Consider the following 20,388-nt stretch of genomic DNA (forward strand, 5'->3'; position numbering starts at 1 on the left):
TGTCGTCGGAGGGGCCTTCAGTGTCGACCCCTGCGCGTGGCGATGGCGTCAGTCGGCCTTCACCGCCGCGCGAGGCAGGCGGGCGAGAAGCGGCTGAAGGGCGACGTGCACGGCGCCGACCACGGCGATCCAGGCGAACGCGACCTGCGCGTAAGGGAGCAGCCAGTCGCTAAAGTTCTTGGCCCAGCCCGCGAGGGTGGGCTCGGCCACGCTGCCGCTGAACCAGTAGAAGCCGCCCTGCGCCAGCAGATGGCAGGCGGCGGTGCCGACGGCCAGCGCCAGCACGAGGCGTCCCAGCAGCGCCCAGCGCGGGGCAAGGCCGTTCGCGGCAGCCCACTGCCCGGCGGCCATCATCGCGGCATGCGCCGGCAGCAGGAACCAGTAGCCCGGGGAGACGCAGTAGTGCGACCAGAAATTCACGCCGGTCGCCGAGATGACGAGGTAGTCGACGACCACGGCCAGCGCCATCAGGGCCGGGAAGGCCCAGCGCTGGTGGCCGGCGAGGTAGGCGCCGGAGGCGAAGAACACCGCCCATGAGGCGTCCGGGATGGCGCCGAAGTGATGGGCGCGCGTGGCGGCCATGAGCAGGGCGAGGGCAGCGAACACCGCGAGAGCGGGGCGGACGGCAAGGCGCATGGAGGGTGGTCGGCAGCGGAATCGAAGGTCGAGAGTCTAGCCGATGCCCCGGCCGCCGTGACCGGCCGACGACCTCCGGATCGAGGGAGCCGCGTATCCTTGCGCGCCATGGAGAACCGAGATTTCGACGTGGTGGTGGTCGGCGGCGGCCTCGTCGGTTGCAGCCTCGCGTGTGCACTGGCGCCGCTCGGTCTGGCCGTGGGCCTCGTGGATGCCGGCACCGGCCCGACGCCGCTGGCGGCGGATCCGCGCAAGCTGGCCTTGGCGGCCGCCAGCCTCAATGCCTTGGGCCGACTGGGCGTGCTCTCTCGCCTTGCCACGCCCCCGACGCCCATCGAGCGCCTTCAGGTCAGTCGCGAGGGCGATTTCGGCGTGCTGGCGGTGGCTGCGCGCGATGTCGGGCGCGAGGCCTTCGGCGGTGTCGTGCTGGCGGGCGATCTCGGGTCGGCACTTCAACAGGCGGTGGCCGCGCTGCCGGGCTTGGTGTCGGTGCGCGGCACGGCTACCGCGGCCGGTGTGGCCGACGACGGTCATCGCGCCCTCGACGTCCACGTGAGCGCGGGCGACCCCGGGACCGCGGCGTCCGTGCAGCGCTGGCGGGCCCGACTCGTCGTCGCGGCCGATGGCACGCACTCGCCGCTGCGCGCTTCCGCCGGCATCGGTGTCGAGACCCACGACTACGGGCAGACCCTGATCGTCACGTCGGTGCGCATGGGGGCCGCGACCCCGGGCACGGCCTACGAACGCCTGACGGCGACCGGCCCCTGCGCCCTGCTGCCGATGGCCGGCGGGCGCCATGGCGCCTTGATGGGCGTGGCCACCGACGAGGCGGACGCTGTGATGGCCCTGGATGATCGCGACTTCGTCGAGGCCTTCCAACGCCGTGCCGGCTGGCGTGCGGGTGCCGTGCGCGAGGTCGGTGCGCGCAGCGCCTGGCCGCTGCGCCGGCTGGTGGCGACATCGCTGGTGGCCGAGCGCCTGGTGCTGGTCGGCAATGCCGCGCAGACGATCCATCCGATCGGTGCGCAGGGCTTCAACCTCGGATTGCGCGATGCGTTGAGCCTCGTCGATGTGCTGGCCGAGACGCGGACGAGCGGCGCTTCGGACCCCGGGGCCGCGGCCGTGCTTGCGGCTTACGAGGATCGCCGCGGCATCGACCGCGCCGAGACGCTCGCCTTCAGCGACGGTCTCGCGCGGGTGACCGCGAGTGAATCGCCGTGGCACCGCCTCGGACGAAGCCTCGGTTTCGCTGCGATGAACCTCGATGCCGGGCTGCGCGCGGGCTTCGTCGCCGGCGCCATGGGCTTCCGTGGTCGCGTGCCGACACTGGCGAGGGACGTCGCATGAGCGCCTCGATCGAACGTCGCCGCCTCGATGCCGTCGTGGTCGGCGCGGGCATCGTCGGCAGCGCGCTGGCACTGGGCTTGAAGCGCCGCGGCCTCGACGTCGCGGTGGTCGAATCCACGCCGCCGGCCGCGTGGCGCGCCGAGTCGCCGGATCTTCGCGTCTATGCGATCGCGCCCGACAGCGAGGCCCTGCTTGCCGCGCTCGAGGTCTGGCCGGCCGTGCGTGCTGCACGCGCCCAGCCCTACGCGGCGATGCAGGTCTGGGACGCCGGCGGTGGCGCGCCGCTGCGCTTCGACGCCGCGGCGCTCGGCGTGCCTCGCCTGGGCCACATCGTCGAACACGGCCTGCTCGTCGATCGTCTTCAGTCGGCGCTCGGCGCTGCGGGCGTGCCGATCCTTGATGCCGCGGTCGAAGGCCTCGACCCCGGCGACGACGACGTGACGCTCCGCTTGTCCGGCGAGCGCCGCGTCCGCGCCTCGTGGGTGTTCGGCGCGGACGGCGCGGCCTCCGCGGTGCGCGGGCTGGCCGGCATCGATGTGGATGCCCGCGACTACGCCGCGAAAGGGCTGGTCGCCTACCTGCGCACCGGGAGCCCGCACGACGCTACCTGCTGGCAGCGTTTCCTGCCGTCCGGGCCGCTGGCCCTGCTGCCTTGCGCCGATGGCCGCGTCTCGATCGTCTGGTCGCTGCCGCAGGACGAGGCCGATCGCCTCGCCGCCGTGCCCGAAGCGCAATTCAACGCCGAGATCACCCGGGCGTCCGATCGCGTGCTCGGCGATCTCGCGCTTGATTCGCCGCGCATCGCCTTCCCACTGAAGCGCCAGCTCGCCTCGCGTCTGCGCGAAGGACGCATCGCCCTGCTCGGCGACGCCGCGCACGCCGTACATCCGCTGGCCGGGCAGGGCGTGAACCTCGGTCTTCGCGATGTCGGCGAACTCCTCGCGGGCGTTGACGAAGCCCTTTTGCGGCGCCGTGCGCCGGTTTCGGAAACGATGCTGTCGCGGTGGGCGCGGCGCCGGCACAGCGAGAACGTCGTGTCGGCGCGGGCGTTCGAAGCCATCCACGACGTCTACTCGAATGCGGTCCTGCCGGCCGTCGCCTTGCGCGGCTGGGCGCTGGCGGCGGGCAACCTTCCGCCACTCAACCGCCTGCTCTGGGGCCATGCCGCGGGAGGCGCGCGATGAGCGCCGAAGCCCACGAACGCACCGGGGCGGGCTATCGCCGCGAGGCCCTGCTGCACGCGCAGGCCAAGACCTGGGAGGCCGTCAATGCGATCGGCCGCGGCGTTCAGCCCGGCATGCGCGAGAGCGAGGCCAAGGCCCTCGCCGGCGAGGTGCTGGCTTCGCTGGGCTACCAGCGGCGTTGGCACCCTGACATCGTCCGCATCGGCCCGAACACGCGGCTGATGTGGAAGGAGCGCTCGCCCGTTGACGCGGCACTCGGCGAGAACGATCTGTTCTTCGTCGACCTCGGCGCGGTGTGGGATGGCCACGAGGGTGATGCCGGCACCACCTTCGTGGTGGGCGAGGACGAGACGATGCACGCCTGCGCCGCGGCCTGTCGTGAGCTGTGGGACCGCGTCGCCGCCGCATGGCGCGAGCTGCGCCCGACCGGCCGTGAGCTGTACGCCTTCGCCAAGCGCGAGGCGACCGCGATGGGCTGGGAGTTCAACCACGACGTGAAGGGCCATCGCGTCGGCGATTTCCCGCACGCGATCCACAAGGCGCCGGACTTGGGCGCGGTCAGCCATGAGCCGGGCGACGCGCTGTGGATCCTCGAGATCCAGATCCGCCATCCGGAGCGGCCGATCGGCGCGTTCCACGAGGACCTGCTGGCGCGCTGAGGGCGGGAACAAGAAAGCCCGTCGTTCGGCGGGAGCGCGGCCAATAAAAAACCCGCCTTCCGGCGGGTTTTCGATATCTGGTGCCCAGGAGAGGACTCGAACCTCCACGGTTTTACCCGCTAGTACCTGAAACTAGTGCGTCTACCAATTCCGCCACCTGGGCAGGTGTCGGCAGCCACAAGGACGACCGAGCCCGGAACTTTAGATGCCCGCCTTCACCCTGTCAACTTGTCCCTAGCGCTGCGCGTGGCTGGCAAAACACGCGCTTTGACTCGGGTGTGTCATGCCTGCGTGAGTCCGGCTTGATAGAATCGTGACGGAACGCGCGGTTCGACATCGTCGTCGCGCCTCGAAAAGCGCCCGTACCGGGCAGGCATTGAAGGGGCAGGGCGACGATGGATGCCGAATTGGAGGACTGTTTTCGCGCGCAGCAGCTTTCCGCGCAGTGGGCCTTCGCCTTGCCTGCGCTGGCCGAGGCCATGGCGGGTTCCGCGGCCGAGCGCGAACTCAAGGCCTTGTTCCGTCAGGCGGGCCGATCGATGGGCGAGGCGGCCGTCGACGCCATGCCGGAAGTCGACACGATTTCCGAGCTCGAAGCGTCCCTGAATGCCTTCTGGCACGTCCGTCGGTGGGGGCGGGTGACCCTCGACGAGCGGAAAGGCCACATGGAGATCGTCCATTACGCGGCACCGCTGGCTGCCGCCTTCGGCGAAGCATCGCTGGTCTGGACCTGCGGTCTTCTGGAGGGCTTCTACGAAGCGGTGCTGCATGCCTTGGGTGCGGGGGATGGTCTTGCAGTGGTTGCCGAATCGAGTGATGCGGAAGGGCTCGTCCTGCGCTTCCGTTTCGGCCGTTGATCGACGGAGGATCAAGACATGGTGAAGAAAGCAGGCGGCGACATCGAAGGGCTGTTCCGAAGCTTCGGCAGCGACAGCGGCTCGTATCGCGAGCTCGCCCGGGAAGCGGATGCCCGCGATGCGCAGCAGCGCTGGCCGATGCTCGGGGAAATCGCTCCTGAAGCCGGCGTCCGCCCCGATGCGCTGGATGCGGCCAGCAAGCGCCATTGGCGGGAGCATGGCGAAGGCGACGCCGAGTCGCCCCTGCCTCCGCCGCAGGCTTCGGCGGAGGGCCGACGCCTGATGGGTGGGCTCGACCACCTGTTGCAGCGGGGCAGTGCTCCCCAGACTGATCCAGCGGACGCTCCGGCCCCCAGGGCTTGGGGAGCGGCCAAGCCCCAGCCCCAGCCCCCCGTTCCGGCCGAAGCGCCGCGGTCGTCCGCTGGCGCGTCGCGGTCGGTCCGCAAGGAAGAGCCGCAGCGGCTCGACCTGCGGGGAAAAGCCGGCTTGTTCGGCGGCATCGATCGTGGCGAAAAGGCCGGCGAAGAAGCGCCGCGGAGCGCGCTTTCCGGGCTGTTCTCGAGGCTCGAAGGCGAGGCTCGCGGGACGAAGCCGCTCGTGCCCGGGCGGTTGCGCAAGCGATGAGCGTTGTCGTTGTCGCATCGATGAAAGGGGGCGTCGGCAAGACGACGACCACGGCGAACCTCGCCTTCGCCCTCTCCCGTCTCGGTCGCCCGGTGCTGGTGGTCGATCTTGATCCGCAGAACTCGCTCTTCCTTCACTTCGGCCTCGATGGGTCGAATCGCGACGGCTTGGCGGTCGCCGCACTGGACGGCAGGCCATGGCATTCGCCAGCCCTGGTGTCGGACTCCGGCGTGCTCTGCCTGCCCTACGGGCTCCTTCGTGGCGAGCAGGTGGCCCGGTTCGAGCGGCTCTTGAACGAGAACCCGCAAGCGCTCGGCGAGGCCCTGCGCGCCGCCTGCGCCGCCGAGCCCGAGGCCATCGTCCTCATCGACACGCCGCCTGGGCCCTCGCCCTACCTGAAGGCGGCCTTCGAGTGCGCCGACCTCGCCCTGCTCGTGCTGCTTGCCGACGGCGGCTCGTACGCCACCATCCCGGCCATGGAGGCCTGGGTGGACGAGTGGCAGTCGCAGCGGCCCGGCCTGCGCGCCGCGTACGTGCTCAACCAGACCGACGCGTCCTCCCCGTTGGCCCGCGACGTCGCCGAAGTGTTGCGGCAGCGGCTGGCCCATCGACTGCTGCCGGTGGGCATCCACCGTGACGAAGCCATCGGCGAAGCGCTGGCCGTCCAGCAGTCGGTGATCGAGTACGACCCGCACTGCCGGGCGTCGCTGGACTTCCGGCAGCTCGCCGCAGCCGTGGCGCGCGAGTGCCCATGAGCGACTTGCGCGGCCGACTGCGCGGGCTGGTGCACGACCTTGCCGAGGGCGAGCGCTCCCGCCTGAATCCGCGCTACGTCTACGGCCGACTGAACGACTGGGGGCGGCGCGTGGTCGACGCACGCGTGTGGGAGTCGCGCCTGCTGCGCCAGGTGGCCGGCGCGCTCTGCGTGGTGCTTGCGGTTCTGATCGTCATCGTTCCCTTCGACCTCACCGAGCAGTTGCTGTTCTCCGCGGTTTTCCTCGTCGTGTCGCTCTATCTGCGGCGCTTCGTCGGGACGCTGGTGACGCTTCTGCTGATCGGGCTGTCGATGCTGGCGTCGACGCGCTACCTCTATTGGCGGTTCACCGAGACCCTGGCGGTGGAGTCCAGCCTCGACCTGTTCCTCGGAACGGGACTCCTGCTCGCGGAGGTCTACGCGTGGCTGGTGCTGATGATCGGTTTCGTGCAGACCATCTGGCCGCTGCGCCGGAAGCCTGTGCCGATGCCGGACGATGTGTCCACCTGGCCTTCGGTGGCCATCCTCATCCCCAGCTACAACGAGCCCTTGTCCGTCGTTCGCCCCACGGTGATGGCGGCGCTGGCGCAGGACTGGCCGCGCGACCGCCTCAAGGTCTACATCCTCGATGACGGGCGCCGGCAGGAGTTCCGGGAGTTCGCCGAGCTGGTGGGCGTCACCCACATCACGCGCGACAACAACCGGCATGCGAAGGCCGGCAACATCAACCAGGCGCTCCCCAAGACGGAAGGCGAACTCGTCGCCATCTTCGACTGCGACCACATCCCCAATCGCAGTTTCCTGCAGATGACCGTCGGGCAGTTCCTCGTCGATCCGAAGTTGGCGATGGTGCAGACCCCGCATCATTTCCTCTCGCCCGATCCGTTCGAGCGCAATCTCGGCGTCTTCCGTGCGATGCCCAACGAGGGCGCGCTGTTCTACGGGTTGGTGCAGGACGGCAACGACCTCTGGAACGCGACCTTCTTCTGCGGCTCCTGCGCGATCCTCCGGCGCGACATGTTGCTGGAGGTGGGGGGCATCGCCGTCGAGACCGTGACGGAAGACGCGCACACCGCCCTGAAGCTGCATCGGCGCGGCTACAACACCGCCTACATCGGCATCACGCAGGCGGCGGGCCTTGCCACGGAGAGCCTCTCCGCCCACGTCGGGCAACGCATCCGCTGGGCGCGCGGCATGGCGCAGATCTTCCGCATCGACAATCCGCTGCTCGGGCCGGGCCTCAACCTCGCCCAGCGGCTCTGCTACATCAACGCGATGCTGCACTTCTTCTACGGCCTGCCGCGACTGGTGTTCCTCACCTCACCGCTGGCCTATTTCTTCTTCGAGGCGCACATCATCGCCGCGCCGTCGGTGCTCATCGCCGCCTATGCCCTGCCGCACCTGATCCACGCGAACATCGCCAACTCGCGAATGCAGGGCAAGCACCGGCACAGCTTCTGGGCCGAGGTCTACGAAACGGCGCTGGCCTGGTACATCTTCGTGCCCACCACGCTGGCCGTCATCAATCCCAAGCTGGGCACCTTCAACGTCACCGCGAAAGGCGGCGTGGTCGAGCGCGACTACTTTGACTGGAAGATCGCGACGCCCTACGTGGCCCTCCTGGCGCTGAACCTCATCGGGCTCATCGTCGGCCTCGGTCGCCTGTTCATCTGGAACACACATGAAGCGGGCACGGTGATCCTCAACCTGCTCTGGACGCTCTACAACCTGATGATGCTCGGTGCGACCCTCGGTGTCGCTTTCGAGACGCGGCAGATCCGGCGGTCGTGGCGTGTGCGCAGCCGCCTGCCGGCGATGGTGCAACTGCCGAACGGCCGCACCATTGCCTGCGAGACCGAGGATTACTCGGAAGGTGGCGTGGCGCTCGCGCTCGGTCGTGAGATGGCCTTGCCGCTGGGAACCGAGGTGACGCTGACCCTCTACCGCGGTGACCGCGCCTACCCGTTCCCGGTCAAGGTGGTCTACAGCCAAGGGGAGGCCCTGCGGCTGCAGTTCCATGAGCTGTCGCTGGACGACTACCGCGCGCTCGTGGCGGCGACCTTCTCGCGCGGCGACGCGTGGCAGGAGTGGCTGCCGCAGGAAGAAACCGATCGTCCGCTGCGCGGCTTGGTGGAGATCTTCAAATTCAGCATCGAAGGCATGCGGCGTTTCGCAGAAAGCGCACTGCTGGCCTGGCGCCTGCGACAGGCGCGACCCCGCTTCAAGGAGCTCATGTGATTCGATTTCCGGCGATCTTCCTGTTCGCGTGCCTGTGCGCGACCAACCTTCCCGCCCAGGCGCCGGTCGCGCGCCCGCCCGCCGCCGAAGCGCCCGCTCCGGCGACGCCGGCGAGCCGCGTGCTGCGCCTCGGTTTCAAGGAACTCGGCGCGAGCGGGCCGCTCATGCTTCGTGGCGTGGAGGGTTCGATCGGCCTGCCGTTCTCCATCCGTTCGGACGAAGTCGTCGTCGGGGCCAAGCTCCGCATGGACTACCAGTATTCGCCGTCCCTGCTGGAGGAGCTCAGCCACCTCGTCGTCACCCTCAACGACGAGGTCGCCGCGACCATCGCGCTCCCGAAGGGGCAGGGCATGGGCAATCGCCGCGAGATCGATCTCGATCCGCGCCTGTTCATCGACCACAACAAACTCGCGTTCCGCCTGATCGGCCACTACACCTACCGCTGCGAGGACCCGACGCACTCTTCGCTGTGGTTGAGCCTCGCGCAGTCCGGTGTGCTCGAGCTCACGCTGGCGCCCCTGGCCTTGGCCAACGACCTGCGCCTGCTGCCCAACCCCTTCTTCGATCCGCGTGACCAGGGCGCCTTGCGCCTCCCCTTCGTGTTCGAGGAGACGCCGTCGCCGGGCATGATGAAGGCGGCAGGCATCGTCGCGTCGTGGTTCGGCGGCCAGGCGAGCTACCGGGGTGCGAGCTTCCCGGTCCGCCTCGAGGGGTTGCCGGCCGGCCACGCCGTGCTCTTCCGTCGTCGTCCGTCGCCGGCGGGCGAGGCGGGGCCTGCCATCGAAGTGCAGGCGCACCCCTCGGTGCCGGGGGCGAAGCTGCTGATCCTCTCGGGTGTCGATGACGAAGCCTTGCAGCGCGCGGCCCGCGCCCTCGTCTTCTCGAATGGCGCCTTCAGCGGTCCTCGCGTCGTGATCACCAGCGAGAACCTCCCCGCGCCGCGCGTGCCCTACGACGCACCGGCATGGCTGCCCGTGGATCGGCCGGTGCGGTTCGGCGAGGTGATGGCGCTCCAGGACATGCAGGTCAAGGGGTACTACCCGGATGTCATCCGGATGAACTTCCGCGTCGCCCCTGACCTGTTCACCTGGCGCAGCGAAGGCGTGCCGATCGACTTGAAGTACCGCTTCACGCGGCTGCCGTTCAACAAGAATTCCAGCCTGAACATCAGCCTCAACAACAATTTCATCCATGCCCTCGCCCTGAACGACCCCGAGCGTCGCGAGGAGGAGCAGGAGAAGCTGCGGCTGCCCGTGTTGGACGAGAACCTCGCGCTGCGCGAGGACGTCCTGTTCGTCCCGCCTTACCAGGTGGGCGGCCGGAACCAGATGCAGTTCCACTTCTACTTCGACATCCACAAGCAGGGTGAATGCCGGGATTCCATCCCCGACAACATGCGCGCGATGGTCGATCCGGAGTCGACCATCGACTTCAGCAGCTTCCCGCATTACGTGGCGCTGCCGAACCTCGCCTATTTCGCCAACATCGGCTTCCCTTTCACCCGTCTCGCGGATCTTTCCGAGACCGCGATCGTCATGCCGTCCTCGCCGGCCGCCGCCGAAGTGCAGATGTACCTCGACCTCATGGGGCGCATGGGCGAGGCCACGGGCTATCCCGGTTTCCGTCACGCGCTGACCACCGCGGACGCGGTCGAGGAGCATGCCGACAAGGACCTCATCCTGATCGGCAGCCACGCGAGCCAACCGCTGTTCGGCCGTTGGGCCGAGCACTTGGCGCTCGTCGAGCAGCAGGGCGTGCGGCGCCTGCGCGATCCTGACAAGTTCCTGCGTTCCACCTATCGCTGGGAGGAAAAGGATGTGCAGGAGCGCCCCGACCCGCTCGGGGATGTCAGCTTCACCGGAGGTGGCGCGTTGGCGGCGGCGATCGCCTTCGAATCACCGCTGAAGTCGGGCCGCAGTGCGATCGCCTTCTACGCGGACCAACCGCGGCACCTCGGTTCGATCAGCCAGGCGCTCAATGATCCGGCACGCATCTCGAAGTTCCAGGGCGACTGGGTGGTCGTGCGTGGTGATCGCGTCGGGCACTACCAGGTGGCGGAGACCTACTACAGCGGCTCGCTGCCTTGGCTGCTGAAGCTGCGCTGGTGGTTCACCGAGAACCCCGTCCTGCTGGGCGTGCTCTCCATCCTGCTCGCGCTGCTGGCGGCCATCCTGGCCTACCGCAGCCTGCGTCGTCTCGCGGCGCGCCGCTTGGCGACGAAGAAGTAACGTGCGTCGACTGCTCCTGAAGGCTGCATTGGGCCTGCTGGCAACGGCGGGTCCTGCGCTGCTGTGCGCGGCCGAGCCAGCGGGCGACTGGCCGGCGTTCGCCCGGGATTTCATCCAGGCGGATGGCCGTGTGATCGACCACGAGGCGGAGGCCATCAGCACCTCGGAGGGGCAGGCTTATGCGCTGTTCTTCGCTCTCGTGGCGGGTGATCGCGCCCGCTTCGAGACGGTGCTGCGCTGGGCCGAGGACAACCTCGCGCAGGGCCGGCTGGAGGACCGGGCGATGGCCTGGAAGTGGGGTCGCGATGACCAGGGCCAGTGGCGCGTCCTCGACGCGAATGCCGCCAGCGACGCCGACCTCTGGATGGCATACACGCTTTACGAAGCCGCGCGGCGCTGGCAGGTGCCGGCATGGCGGCTGAAGGCGGATGCGATGCAGGCCCATGTCGCCCGCGATCTCGTGACACGCGTGGGTAGCCGGGCAACCCTGCTGCCGGGTCCCGAAGGATTCTCCCTGCCGGGCGGCGGTGTGCGGGTGAACCCCAGCTACCTGCCGCTGTTCGTCCTGCGTGGTTTGGCGCGCGAAGCGCCGCAGGGGCCGTGGCGGTCCTTGGCTGAAGGCCTGCCGGAGATGCTGGCGGCCTCGCCCGCGAAGGTCGCGCCGGACTGGCTTCATGTGGCGCCCGCTTCCGGCTATTCGTTGGCTGCGGACTTCCCGGTCGGGAGTTACGACGCCATCCGTGTCTACCTTTGGGCGGGCATGACACACCCCGATGACCCGGCACGGGAGACCGTGCTCCGGGCGCTGGCGGGCATGAAGGCCTGCGTGGATGCCCAAGGGCGCGTCGCCGAGCGCATCGATGCGACGCGGGGCACCTGCACGGGCACCGCCGACGCCGGATTTTCCTGGGCCGTGCTGCCATTCCTGATGGCTCGGGACGACCTCGCGCAGGCCCAGCGGGCACGTGCGGCCGCGGCCACTTCGCCCGTGGGCAAGCGTTACTATCCGCGGTCTTTGGAACAGTTCGCGGCGGGTTGGATGGCGGGGCGGTTCCGGTTCGCGGCTGACGGCCGTCTGCTGCTGGCTGAGGATTCGGAATGCGAACGATGAAAGCCCTTTCGCTGGCGATCGCCTTGGCCTTCGGATCGGTCGTGATGGCCGCGGACGACGTCGCCGTGCGTCAGCTGGTCGACCAGGCCCAGTACTGGGAAAAGAAGGGCGACGACGAGCGCGCCGCGCAGGCTTGGCAGAAACTGCTGCGCGCCGATCCGCTGAACGCCACGGCGCAGGCCGGGATGGCGCGCCTCAATGCCCGCCGTGGCGGCGTGCTGCAGCCCCTCGTTGACGATGTGCCGGGCGCGCGCGATCGCGCAGCGTCTGCCGCGCCGCGCGCGGCAACGCCCTCGCCGCGCTCGCCGGAAGGCACGGCCACGCGCCCGCAGGCCTATGCCGGTCTCACCGGCTCCACCGAGGGTTGGGCCGCAGCGCGTGCCAGCCTCGAGGTCCTGGCGCGACAGAATCCCGAAGACGCCGCGGTGCGCTTCGAACTCGCGAAAGTGCTGACCTATCGCGAGGGCACGCGGCCCGAAGGCCTGCGGATGCTCCAGGCCTTGGCACAGGCGAAGCCGGATGACGCCGCGATCCGCGATGCGTGGCGGCAGGCGCTCACTTGGTTGGGCAACCGCGCCTCGGACCGGGCACTGATCGAGGCCTACCTCGCGAAGCACCCGGGCGACCAGTCGCTGCGGGAACGCCTGCGTGCGCCCGCGACGGGCGCGCGCGGCAGCGCGACCTCGCTCTCCCGTTTGGCGGGCTTCGCCGCCCTGGATCGCGGTGACCACGAGAAGGCGGAAGCCGCGTTCCGCGCGGCCTTGCAATCCCGTGCCAATGATGCGGAAGCGCTGGGCGGGCTCGGGGTGATCTTCCTTCGCCGCGAGGACTTCCCGGAAGCCGCGCGCCTGCTGGACCGCGCCGTTGCTGCCGGAGGCGGCCAATGGCGCGACGCCGCGCGCAGCGCCCGGTATTGGCGGGACGTCGAAGCGGCCAGGGCCGCGCGCCTCGCTGGTCGGCGCGACGAGGCGGCGCGACTCGCCCAAGCCGCCGCGCGAGCGGATGCTTCGGAGCCCGAGGCCGCGGTGTTGTTGGCGGATATCCAGGTTGAACGCGGCCAGGCGGCGCTGGCGGAGCGCGCGTATCTCGCGGTATTGGCCCGCCACCCCACGCACGAGGGCGCGTTCCGTGGGCTGCTCGCCATTCTGGCCAACACGGGGCGCATCGCGGAGATGCAGACCCTCGTCGCGGAGATGCAGGCGAAGGCGGGTGGCGATGGTGCGAGTGGCCAGGCGCGGGCCGTTCTCATGCTGCGCGAAAGCGAGGTGCTGGCCGCAGCGGGTGATGACGCCGGCGCCGCCGCGCTGCTCGAGGATGCGCTCGTGCGCGATCCGGGCAGCCAGCCGATCCGCGTCGCGCTGGCGCGGGTCTATCAGCGCTTGGGGCGTGCGCAGGCGGCTGTCGGCTTGCTCGGGTCCGCTTTGGATGCCGATGCCCAGTGGGATGACGGATGGTTCGCCAAGGCGCAGGCGCTGGCCGCGCAGAAGCGTTGGCTCGAAGCCCTGTTCGCCATGGAAAACATCCCCTTCGGCGAGCGCGATGATGCGATGGCCGCCGAGCAGAACCGCTTCTGGGTCAACGCCCGGGCGGAACGGGCCGTAGCGCTTGCCGGGGATGGTCAAGCCGGCGAGGGCCTCACGCTGCTGATGGAAGCCGAGCGACGGGCCGAAGGGAACCCGGGCGCGATGGCTGCGGTGGCCTCGGCATGGGTCGACCTGGGCCAGCCCGCGCGCGGTATCGCGATGGCGCGGCGCCTGGTGTCCGCGTCGCCAACGCCGGACATCGGACTGCAGACGACCTACGCCGGCCTGCTGCTTCGGGCCGGTGAAACGGACGAGGCCGCCCTCATCCTCGAACACCTGTCCGGGCAATCGCTCAGCGATGGCCAAATCAACGATCTGAACGCGTTGATCCGCGCCTACACGCTGCGACAGGCCGATCTGCTTCGCGAGGAGGGCCGCTATGCGGAGGCCTTCGACGTCCTGCGCCCGGTGATGCAGCAGGGCCCCGACACGGCGCTCACCATGGCCTTGGCCCGGCTGTATCTGAGTGCCGGCGACAGGGAGGAAGCGCAGGCGCTGGCGGAATCCGTCTTGAAGGCCGAGCCCCGCTCGCTCGAGCACCGCCTGTTCGTCGCGAGCATCAGCATCAGTGCGAGGGACTGGCCGGCGGCGGAGCAGCACCTCGCGGTGGCGAGTCAGATTTCACCCGGCCATCCCCGCGTGCTGACGATGCAGGGGCGGCTTGCCAAGGCGCGAGGCGATCGAGCCGGCGCGACGGCACTGTTCGAGCAGGCGCTGGCCGCGGAGGGCACTCGGGCCGGCATCACACCAGGCGGTGGTTTGATGTCGCTGCGTCTCGTCGAGTCGGAAGGCAGTGTCGGCTGGCCCGGTGGTGGACGTGCCGCTCCCGCGCCGGTGATCCCCGCGAGACCCCGCCTTCTGCCGATGCCGGGTCAGGCCGCTTCGGTGGGCGCGCTGCCTCCGTCGAGCCGCGGCCTGTCACTGCCCCGCGCGACGTCGGACGCAGGGCGCCGCAGCGCGTCACCGTTGGGCCGTGCCGCCGCCGTGCCCTCCCGCGAGACGCGGCTTCCGTCCCTGCCGCGGTCCACGGCATCGTCTTCGTCCGAACCCGCCACCGAGGCCGAGCGCGAGTTGGCCCAGCTCGAAGCCGAGCGTTCCCCGAAAGTGGAAGTGGGCATCGACATCGGGGGGCGCACTGGCGAAACCGGCCTCGGCCAGCTCGACCACACCGCGCTGACCGTGCAGGGCCATTGGCCGACGACCTGGGGCGGCACCTTGAGTGCCTCCATGACCGCCGTCGATATCGATGCCGGTCCTTTCGACACCCGTGACATCTTTACCTCGCCGCGTTTCGGCACCAATGCCCTCGGGGCCTTCATCGCCGCGCCGCCGCCGGCGCCCGTGACGACCGACAGCGGCCTCGCCGCGGCCTTCGCCTATCGAGACGACGTGCTCGCCTTCGATGCCGGCGTTACGCCGGTCGGCTTCGTGCTCGGGCGGGCGGTGGGCGGCCTGAGCCTCTTCAGCGACGCGGGTGACTGGCGGCTGCAGGGCACCGTGGAACGCCGCGCCGTCACCGACAGCCTGCTGTCCTGGGGAGGGATTCGCGATCCGCAATCGCTGCGGCGCTGGGGCGCGGTGACGCGCAACGGCGCGCGATTCTCCGCGGCCTCGGGAGACGAGCAAGCCGGTGTGTACGGTGCCTTGGGCATGTACCAGCTCGATGGTCGCCTGGTCGCCCGCAACAATGCGACGGAGTTGGGCGTCGGCGCCTACATGCGGCTCTGGGATGAGGGTGCGTCAAGCGCCACGCTCGGTGTGCATTTCGAGGCGCAGGCTTATGAGAAGAACCTCTCCCGATTCACGTTCGGGCATGGCGGCTATTTCAGTCCCCAGCGCTTCGTCAGCCTCAGCTTCCCGTTCACCGCCAGCGGCCAGCGCGGCGACCTGAGCTACCAGTGGGGTGCCGAAGTCGGCGTCCGCAACATCCGCCAGGATGCTGCACCGTACTTCCCGAACGACCCCGCGCTGCAATTCGAGTGGGAGCGACGTTTGTCGACGCCCGGCTTGGGCGCTTTCTCCGCCCGGCATCCGGGCTCGACCGAGCGCGGCGTGGGCTTCGGAATGCATGGCGCCTTCGAGTACCGGGTGATGTCCGATCTTTCCGTGGGCGGGCGATTCTTCTGGGACGACAGCCGCGACTTCAGCCGATATGGCGGATTGCTCTACTTGCGCTATGGCCTGCAGGGCTTGCCGTTACCGGCGCCGCCGCCCAGGCCCTTGCAGCCGATTGAGAAAGGGGTGCCCTGATGCATCGTAGTCTTCGAGCCCTCGGCGCCGTGATGCTGGGAATTTCCGCGATGGTTGGCCCTTCATTGACGGTGGCGCAGGACGCCGGACTGGCGCGCGAGCAGTTCGCCCAGGGCGAACACGATGCCGCTGCGGCAGCGTGGGAAGCGCGCCTGGAGGTCAACCCCTTCGATCCCGCCGATCTCAACAACCTGGCGGTGGCCAAGGCGGCCCGCGGCGACTACCAGGCCGCGCGCGAACTGCTGCAGCGTGCCGTGCGCCTCGCGCCCGGGCGCGAGGACATCGCAGCAAACCTGGCGCGTCTGACCGACTGGATGGATCGCCAGCGCGACGGCATCGCACCGCCGGGCGCCCATCCCGCCCTGCAGCAGCCCGGCGCGCGCGTCGTGCCGCCCGAGCCGCCGGCGCCGTGGCCGCGCCGCGCCGCCGTCGGTGGACGGGGCTGACGCATGGCCGTGATCGCATTTGTTTCCGGAAAAGGCGGCGTGGGCAAGACGTCGCTGACGGCGGCGACGGCCGTTGCGCTTGCACAGCGCGGCCGGCGCGTCCTCGCGATCGATCTGGACCCGCAGAATGCCCTGCGCCTGCACCTCGGGATGGACCCGGCGGACCCGGCGGGCTGGTCGCGCGAAGGTTTCGGAACGGCGGCGATCTTCGAAAGCGCGGGCGGCGTGTCCTTCCTTCCTTTCGGCGCTTTGCTCGAGGCCGAGTTGGAAGAGTTGGAGGCGGTGTTGCAGGACGACCCCCGCTGGCTCGCGGAGCGACTCGCCGACGCGGCGGCGCGCGGACGTTTCGACTACGTCCTGATCGATACGCCTCCGGGGCCGACGGTGTTCCTCCAGCAGGCGCTGCAGGCCGCGCATCGGGCGCTGGTCGTCGTGCTGGCCGATGCGGCCTCCCTGACGACGCTGCCGATGTTCTTCCCGCTGATCGACGAGTTCACGGCCGGACGCGACGGTTTCCAGGGCAGCCAGATCCTGATCAACCAGTTGCCGCACCAGAGCCGCCTCGGCCACCAGGTGCGCACGGCCATCCATGCCCATTTCCCGGGCCGCGTCGCTCCGGTCGCCGTGCATCGTGATGCGGCGGTGGCGGAGGCCTTGGCGTTCGAGCGCACCGTGCTCGACTACGAGCCGGGGGCCGAGGCCTGCCTCGACCTGCAGCATCTCGCCGATTGGCTGCTGGCCACGCTCGAGTCGTGAAATGCCTGCGCCATTGGGCTGCTGCCCTGTGCCTGATGCTGGTGTTCCCGGCAGCGGCTTCGTCGGCGCCCGCCACGTCGCCCCCGCCGACGACGGGCTACGTCGCCTGGTGGCTGGGTGATGCCTGGAAGTCGACGCCGCTCGAGGGCTTCGAGCGGATCATCTTCATCGAACAGCGTATCGATGCCACGGGTCGGATCAGCGAGCACAACGGTTGGCCGGAACAGTGGCAGGAACTCCGCGACACTTCGCGCGAGGCTGGCGTCGGCATCGACCTTTCCCTCGGGCTCGTGCAGGAATCCGATTTCGCCACGCTGTTCGCTTCGCCTGAAGCGCGCCGCCGCTTGCTGCGCGAAACGGCCCGCCTCTTGCGGCAGCCCGATGTGGCGGGCCTGCACATCGACATCGAGGTCTATCGCCAGGCGTCCACGTCGCCGGAAGCCATTGCAGGCTTTCGTGCCTTTGTCGAGGAACTCGCCCAACGCGCCCGCCGCTCGAAACGCTGGCAGTTGAGCGCCTTCCTGCCGATCGGCGGTGAGTTGCAGCTCTACACGCCCGCCACGCTTGCCGGGATGTCCCGCGTGGTCGTGCAGGGTTACGACGCGCATTGGCCCGAGGGTCCTAATGCGGGCCCCGTGGCACCGCTACGCGGACCGGAAGCCGTGACCTGGGCCAAGGCTCTGGCGGAAGCGCGTGCCCTCGGGGTCGACGATGCGCGTCTCCGTCTCGCGTTCCCGCTCTACGGTTACGAATGGCCGGTGCAGGGCGAAGGGATTCGGCGCAAGACCACGGGCAAGGGGCGTGCGCTGCCGCTCGCACCATTGCCCGCGACCATGCGTGGGAGCTTTCCCTCGAGCGTCGTGGAGCGGGTCGCGCGCCATGGCGCGGTGTTCCACCCGGAGAGTGCTTCCGGCAGCTACGCCTTCGAACAGGACGGCACCGCTTGGGAGGGATGGTTCGAGGACTGGACCTCCCTCCAGATCAAGCGCCAGTGGCTGAAATGCGAGGGTGTCGATGGCCTGGCGTTCTTCGCCCTCGGCTATGACGGCGGCACCCTCGTTTCCAATTTGGATCGCACTTTCCCCGACGACTCTGACTGCCTCGCGCCCACGCGAGCTGCGCCGGAGTCCAACGGTTCGATGCATTAAGCCGGCAGGAGTCCGCCTTGCTCTTCAGCTCACAGCTTTTCCTCTACCTCTTCCTGCCGCTGTTCCTGCTGACGTACTACCTGTGTCCGCAGCGGTTTCGCTCGGCCCACATGCTGCTCTTCAGCTACGTCTTCTATGGATGGTGGCGTCCGGACTTCCTCGGCCTGCTCATCGGCGTGACGGTCGTGAGCTACTACGTCGCGGCGGCGGTTGAAGCGGCGGCGGTGCAGAACCGGAAGCGTTGGCTCGCGGTCGGTGTCACGGCCAACCTCGCCGCGCTCGGCTATTTCAAGTATGCGAACTTCGGCATCGACAGCCTCAATGCGCTGCTCACGGCCGCGGGTTTCGAAACGATCGGTTGGACCAAGATCGTCCTGCCGATCGGGTTGTCCTTCTACATCTTCCAAGCCATCAGCTACATCATCGACGTCTATCGGAAGACGGCACCCCCGGCGCGCAATCTCGTGGATTTCGCGGCCTTCATCGCGCTGTTCCCGCAGTTGGTCGCCGGCCCGGTGTTGCGCTATCACGATCTGGCCGAGCAGTTCTACGTCCGCACCTACTCGTGGGAACGTTTCTCTCGCGGTTGCATGATCTTCATGGTCGGCTTCTGCATGAAGGTGCTGGTCGCCGACACCGTTGCGCCGCTGGTCGACGCGGCGTTCGCGCTGCAGGCCCCGACCCTTGCCGATGCGTGGATCGGCGCCCTGGCGTACACGATCCAGCTGTTCTTCGATTTCGCGGGTTACAGCACGATGGCGATCGGCATGGCGCTGATGATCGGCTTCGTCTTCATGGAGAACTTCAACGATCCCTACGTGTCGCGCTCGATCACGGAGTTCTGGAAGCGTTGGCATATCTCGCTTTCAAACTGGCTGCGGGAGTACCTCTACATCTCGCTCGGCGGCAATCGCAAAGGGCGCCTGCGCACCTACATCAACCTGTTCCTCACGATGTTGCTTGGCGGCATCTGGCACGGTGCCAACTGGACCTTCGTCCTCTGGGGCATGTGGCATGGCGCGGTGCTGGCCTTCGAGCGCTACTGGGAAGAGAAGTTCGGCCCGTCGCGCTTGCCGGTGCCCCTCCAGGTGGCGCGCACGATGCTGCTGGTGATCATCGGTTGGGTGATGTTCCGTGCGACCACCGTTGATGGCGCATTGCAGATGTATGCCGGCATGCTCGGATTCAACGGCATCGGCATCAGCGATTACCTGATGTCCGAGGTGACAGCGGATCGCGTGGGTGTGCTGATCTTCGCCTTCCTGCTGGTCTATGCGATGCCGTGGATCAAACGCAATGGCGAGAACCTGCGTTGGGTGATCCTGCCGCTCTTCGCCTGGGCCGTCGCGACGCTGTCCGCGCAGTCCTTCTCGCCCTTCCTCTACTTCCAGTTCTGAGTGGCCGACCATGTCCATGGAAACTACGACGCAGAATCCGTCGCCCCGCTCGATCGGCATCCAGAACTTCCTCGCTTCCGCATTGCTGCTGGCGGTGATGGTGTTCGGCCTTTGGCAGATGGCGGGAGCCAGTCGCAACCTTGATCTCAGCACCGTGCCTTCGGGCTGGGGCAGCTTCTGGGACGGCAGCACCACGCAGGCTTTTGAAAAGCGCCTCGATCAGGCCGTGCCGGCTCGGCCCGAGCTGATCATGGCGGCGAACGCCGCGCGCTACTGGCTCACCCACGGTGCAGGCCCGAAGGTGCGAGTGGGTGACGACAACTGGCTGTTCCTCACCGAGGAGCTTCAGGTGGACGCCGGGGCGGAACAGCGCCTGCAGCAGCGCGTCGCCCTGCTGGCCGATACGCATCGCGCACTCGAGGCCCGCGGTATCGCTTCTGTCATCCTGCTGGTGCCGGACAAGACGCGCGTGCATTCGGAGTCCTTGGGGGCGATCCGCCCCGAGTTTGTCGAGCGGCGCTATGCCTTGGGCTTGGAAGGCTTGAAGGCCGCGAATGTGCCGGTGATCGACCTGCATGCGGACATGCAGGCGGCGCTCCAGAACGACCCGACGCAGGAGCTCTACTACCGCACGGACACGCACTGGAACCAGAACGGTGCCGAGTTGGCGGCCAAGGCCGTCGCGCGCTGGAACAGTGAGAAAGGCATCGTCGCGGGCCAGACGGCGTTCGAGCTCCGTCGCGAAGGCGAGGCCGCCGAGCGCGTGGGCGACCTGCTGGCCTTGATCGGCTTGGACAAGGCGCCAGCGTGGATGCGGCCGCGTGGCGATCAGGAGGTGCCCGTCGTCGTCGAAGCGCAGGCCTCGGCGTCGGCCGACGCCTTGGGCGACCTGTTCGGTGACGCCGGGGTGCCCGTGGTGCTGCTGGGCACCTCCTACTCGCAGCGTGCCGCTTTCGGCGACTTCCTGCGCCTGCACCTCGGGAGCGAGGTGCTCAATGCGTCGAAGGACGGCGGGCGCATCGCCGGTTCCGCCGAGGAGTACTTCGCCGACGACGCTTTCAGCCAGTCGCCGCCGACCCTGGTGGTCTGGGAAGTGCCGGAGCGTTTCCTGACTCTGCCGATGGACGAGGGCAAGACCGAGCCGGCGGTGCTGCTGCCGGCCCCGTGAGG

General features: G+C 68.9%; 16 protein-coding genes and 1 tRNA gene. 15 read left to right on the forward strand and 2 right to left on the reverse strand.

Annotation, left to right across the window (positions count from 1 at the left end; translation table 11 throughout):
* Positions 1 to 48: 48 nt before the first annotated feature.
* Positions 49 to 636, reverse strand: coding sequence for a hypothetical protein (locus tag ACIQ6S_RS03975; RefSeq protein WP_397607230.1), 588 nt, complete (start codon positions 634 to 636; stop codon positions 49 to 51).
* Positions 637 to 744: 108 nt separating this feature from the next.
* On the opposite strand from ACIQ6S_RS03975, the gene ACIQ6S_RS03980 reads away from it, so the two are divergent.
* Genes ACIQ6S_RS03980 through ACIQ6S_RS03990 form a run of 3 tightly spaced genes read left to right on the forward strand, consistent with a single transcriptional unit; the run spans position 745 to position 3,826 of the window.
* Positions 745 to 1,983 (forward strand): FAD-dependent monooxygenase, encoded by a 1,239-nt coding sequence (locus ACIQ6S_RS03980; protein WP_397607231.1) that lies wholly within the window; start codon positions 745 to 747, stop codon positions 1,981 to 1,983.
* Positions 1,980 to 3,167, forward strand: coding sequence for an FAD-dependent oxidoreductase (locus ACIQ6S_RS03985; protein WP_397607232.1), 1,188 nt, complete (start codon positions 1,980 to 1,982; stop codon positions 3,165 to 3,167). The genes ACIQ6S_RS03980 and ACIQ6S_RS03985 overlap by 4 nt, the downstream gene beginning before the upstream one ends.
* Entirely contained in the window at positions 3,164 to 3,826 is a 663-nt protein-coding gene (locus ACIQ6S_RS03990; protein WP_397607233.1) for a M24 family metallopeptidase, read from the forward strand. Before ACIQ6S_RS03985 ends, ACIQ6S_RS03990 begins: the two co-directional genes overlap by 4 nt.
* A 78-nt stretch (positions 3,827 to 3,904) precedes the next feature.
* On the opposite strand, the gene ACIQ6S_RS03995 is transcribed toward ACIQ6S_RS03990, so the two are convergent.
* Positions 3,905 to 3,989, reverse strand: a tRNA-Leu gene (locus ACIQ6S_RS03995).
* 232 nt (positions 3,990 to 4,221) lie between these two features.
* On the opposite strand from ACIQ6S_RS03995, the gene bcsD reads away from it, so the two are divergent.
* The 12 genes from bcsD to ACIQ6S_RS04055 are packed head-to-tail and all read left to right on the forward strand — an operon-like array spanning position 4,222 to position 20,386.
* A complete protein-coding gene (bcsD, locus tag ACIQ6S_RS04000; RefSeq protein WP_397607234.1) occupies positions 4,222 to 4,683 on the forward strand; it encodes a cellulose biosynthesis protein BcsD in 462 nt (153 codons plus the stop codon).
* 18 nt (positions 4,684 to 4,701) lie between these two features.
* Positions 4,702 to 5,307: a cellulose biosynthesis protein BcsP gene (gene bcsP, locus ACIQ6S_RS04005; RefSeq protein ID WP_397607235.1), complete on the forward strand. Its 606-nt coding sequence runs from the start codon at positions 4,702 to 4,704 to the stop codon at positions 5,305 to 5,307.
* On the forward strand, positions 5,304 to 6,062 hold the full coding sequence (gene bcsQ, locus ACIQ6S_RS04010; RefSeq protein ID WP_397607236.1) for a cellulose biosynthesis protein BcsQ: 759 nt from the start codon (positions 5,304 to 5,306) through the stop codon (positions 6,060 to 6,062). Before bcsP ends, bcsQ (ACIQ6S_RS04010) begins: the two co-directional genes overlap by 4 nt.
* The gene (gene bcsA / locus ACIQ6S_RS04015; RefSeq protein ID WP_397607237.1) at positions 6,059 to 8,299 is read left to right on the forward strand and encodes a UDP-forming cellulose synthase catalytic subunit; all 2,241 of its coding nucleotides are present in this window, start codon (positions 6,059 to 6,061) and stop codon (positions 8,297 to 8,299) included. Before bcsQ (ACIQ6S_RS04010) ends, bcsA begins: the two co-directional genes overlap by 4 nt.
* On the forward strand, positions 8,296 to 10,527 hold the full coding sequence (gene bcsB / locus ACIQ6S_RS04020; protein ID WP_397607238.1) for a cellulose biosynthesis cyclic di-GMP-binding regulatory protein BcsB: 2,232 nt from the start codon (positions 8,296 to 8,298) through the stop codon (positions 10,525 to 10,527). Before bcsA ends, bcsB begins: the two co-directional genes overlap by 4 nt.
* A 1-nt stretch (position 10,528) precedes the next feature.
* Positions 10,529 to 11,638: a cellulose synthase complex periplasmic endoglucanase BcsZ gene (gene bcsZ, locus ACIQ6S_RS04025; protein ID WP_397607239.1), complete on the forward strand. Its 1,110-nt coding sequence runs from the start codon at positions 10,529 to 10,531 to the stop codon at positions 11,636 to 11,638.
* Positions 11,626 to 15,471, forward strand: a complete 3,846-nt coding sequence (locus ACIQ6S_RS04030; protein ID WP_397607240.1) for a cellulose synthase subunit BcsC-related outer membrane protein — start codon at positions 11,626 to 11,628, stop codon at positions 15,469 to 15,471. Before bcsZ ends, ACIQ6S_RS04030 begins: the two co-directional genes overlap by 13 nt.
* 50 nt (positions 15,472 to 15,521) lie before the next feature.
* On the forward strand, positions 15,522 to 15,917 hold the full coding sequence (locus tag ACIQ6S_RS04035; protein WP_397607241.1) for a tetratricopeptide repeat protein: 396 nt from the start codon (positions 15,522 to 15,524) through the stop codon (positions 15,915 to 15,917).
* A gap of 3 nt (positions 15,918 to 15,920) precedes the next feature.
* Positions 15,921 to 16,673 carry a cellulose biosynthesis protein BcsQ gene (gene bcsQ / locus ACIQ6S_RS04040; RefSeq protein WP_397607242.1) on the forward strand — a complete coding sequence of 251 codons (753 nt, stop codon included), beginning with the start codon at positions 15,921 to 15,923 and terminating at the stop codon, positions 16,671 to 16,673.
* Positions 16,670 to 17,821 carry a glycosyl hydrolase family 18 protein gene (locus ACIQ6S_RS04045; RefSeq protein ID WP_397607243.1) on the forward strand — a complete coding sequence of 384 codons (1,152 nt, stop codon included), beginning with the start codon at positions 16,670 to 16,672 and terminating at the stop codon, positions 17,819 to 17,821. The genes bcsQ (ACIQ6S_RS04040) and ACIQ6S_RS04045 overlap by 4 nt, the downstream gene beginning before the upstream one ends.
* 17 nt (positions 17,822 to 17,838) lie before the next feature.
* Complete coding sequence (locus tag ACIQ6S_RS04050; RefSeq protein ID WP_397607244.1) at positions 17,839 to 19,218, forward strand: MBOAT family O-acyltransferase; 1,380 nt, start codon at positions 17,839 to 17,841, stop codon at positions 19,216 to 19,218.
* 10 nt (positions 19,219 to 19,228) lie between these two features.
* Entirely contained in the window at positions 19,229 to 20,386 is a 1,158-nt protein-coding gene (locus tag ACIQ6S_RS04055) for a hypothetical protein (RefSeq protein WP_397607245.1), read from the forward strand.
* The last annotated feature ends 2 nt before the right edge of the window (positions 20,387 to 20,388 follow it).

This window comes from Silanimonas sp., from assembly GCF_044377035.1.
Lineage (GTDB): Bacteria > Pseudomonadota > Gammaproteobacteria > Xanthomonadales > Xanthomonadaceae > Silanimonas.